This window comes from uncultured Blautia sp., from assembly GCF_902497045.1.
In the GTDB taxonomy this organism is placed as follows: domain Bacteria; phylum Bacillota; class Clostridia; order Lachnospirales; family Lachnospiraceae; genus Blautia_A.
Genome location: NZ_CABVDF010000355.1, coordinates 1 through 1,845 on the forward strand (window position 1 = coordinate 1; position 1,845 = coordinate 1,845).

The following is a 1,845-nucleotide window of genomic DNA, read 5'->3' on the forward strand; positions in this document are numbered from 1 at the left end:
TCCATAAAATGGAAAAGATTAGGAGCAGGCATAATGAATGAAAAAATTCTGATTGTAGATGATGAACGGGAGATTGCAGATCTGCTGGAGGTTTATCTTCAAAATGACCATTACGTTGTTTATAAATTTTATAATGGAACAGATGCCCTGCGGTGTATGGAAGAAACAGATATCGACCTGGCTGTTCTGGATGTGATGCTGCCGGATATTGACGGATTTCGTATCTGCCAGAAGATTCGGGAAAAATTTTTCTTCCCGGTAATCATGCTTACTGCCAAAATAGAGGACAGTGATAAGATTATGGGGCTGACGATAGGAGCAGACGATTATATTACGAAGCCCTTTAATCCGCTGGAAGTTGTGGCTCGGGTAAAAACACAGCTAAGACGGTGCTCCAGATATAATACTTCCATTTCCGGTCAGCCAGTGGAAAAGTCAGAATACGATATCAGAGGGCTTGTGATCAATAAAGAAAGCCACAAATGCTTTCTGTATGGCAGAGAGATATCCTTGACGCCCATTGAGTTTTCGATTCTCTGGTATCTGTGTGAACATCAGGGAAAGGTCGTCCCGTCGGAAGAATTATTTGAAGCGGTATGGAAGGAGAAATACCTGAACAATAATAATACGGTGATGGCACATATAGGACGTCTCAGAGAGAAACTGGAGGAACCGGCAAAAAAGCCAAGATTTATCAAAACAATATGGGGAGTGGGATATGGAATCGAATAAAAATGGAAGGAATTTTTTGCTGGGAACCCTGTTAAAAACTTATCTGATACAGTTTGCAGTCTGCTCCGTGATCATTATGGCAGGTATCTATGGGATGGACATAGCAGCTACATGGCTGTTTCGCAGATGGTACGGGGAACATTACTTTCTGCATTACAGAGCGCTTTATACATATATGGCGGGGCTTATCGTATGGGTGCTCTGCGTTGTGTGGCTGACTTACAGACTGTTAAAAAAAGTGGTCAGCTATGTCTACGAACTGCAGGCGGCAACAGTAAAAATGTTTGATAAAAATACAGATTACATTGAGCTTTCTCCGGAACTCAGTGAGATTGCAGTAAAAATCAATGCGTTAAAACAGGAAGCAGAGCAGAATGCAAGGCTTGCAAAAGAAAATGAACAGAGAAAAAATGATCTGATTATGTATCTGGCGCATGATCTGAAAACGCCGCTTTCTTCAGTTATGGGATATCTTACGCTATTGCATGATGAACCCCAGATATCAGAAGAGGTGAGGAAAAAATATCTTTCCATTGCCAGAAATAAGGCGCAGCGGCTGGAAGATCTTATCAATGAATTTTTTGAGATCACAAGATTCAATCTGTCGGAGATCATATTACAGTATACAGAGATCAACCTGACACGTCTTCTGGAACAGCTGATCTTTGAATTTCAGCCAATGCTGCAGGAAAAAGGGCTTCAATGCAGTCTCCATGCGCCTGAAAATCTGTTTTTTCGCTGTGATCCGGACAAAATCCAGCGTGTATTTGACAACTTACTGCGCAATGCGATCATTTACAGTTTTCCGGACACTGTCATTACGATTACTGCGGAATTGCAGCAGGGAGAGATAATCATACGGTTTAAAAATCATGGAAATACTATTTCGAGAGAAAAACTGTCGCTGATATTTGAACAGTTTTACCGACTGGATGTGGAGAGAAGCACAAAAGGCGGTACAGGACTTGGCCTTGCCATTGCGAAACAGATCGTAGAACTTCACAAAGGAAGGATTTCTGCTAAGAGCGAGGAAGAAACGGTTCAATTTACGGTTGTTCTTCCCGTTTCGTAGGAAAATCGTAAGAAATTCTATATAAAATATGAGGATTTCCA

At 41.4% G+C, this 1,845-nt stretch carries 2 protein-coding genes; both read left to right on the forward strand.

Annotation, left to right across the window (positions count from 1 at the left end; translation table 11 throughout):
• Positions 1–33 precede the first annotated feature (33 nt).
• Positions 34–732, forward strand: coding sequence for a VanR-ABDEGLN family response regulator transcription factor (gene vanR / locus RDS42_RS14630; protein WP_177276011.1), 699 nt, complete (start codon positions 34–36; stop codon positions 730–732).
• A complete protein-coding gene (locus RDS42_RS14635; protein WP_308784297.1) occupies positions 719–1,804 on the forward strand; it encodes a HAMP domain-containing sensor histidine kinase in 1,086 nt (361 codons plus the stop codon). Before vanR ends, RDS42_RS14635 begins: the two co-directional genes overlap by 14 nt.
• The last annotated feature ends 41 nt before the right edge of the window (positions 1,805–1,845 follow it).

Bases quoted from the DNA above. Each gene is read 5' to 3' on its own strand.
- vanR (WP_177276011.1), top strand. From the start codon at position 34: ATGAATGAAAAAATTCTGATTGTAGATGATGAACGGGAGATTGCAGAT.
- RDS42_RS14635 (WP_308784297.1), top strand. From the start codon at position 719: ATGGAATCGAATAAAAATGGAAGGAATTTTTTGCTGGGAACCCTGTTA.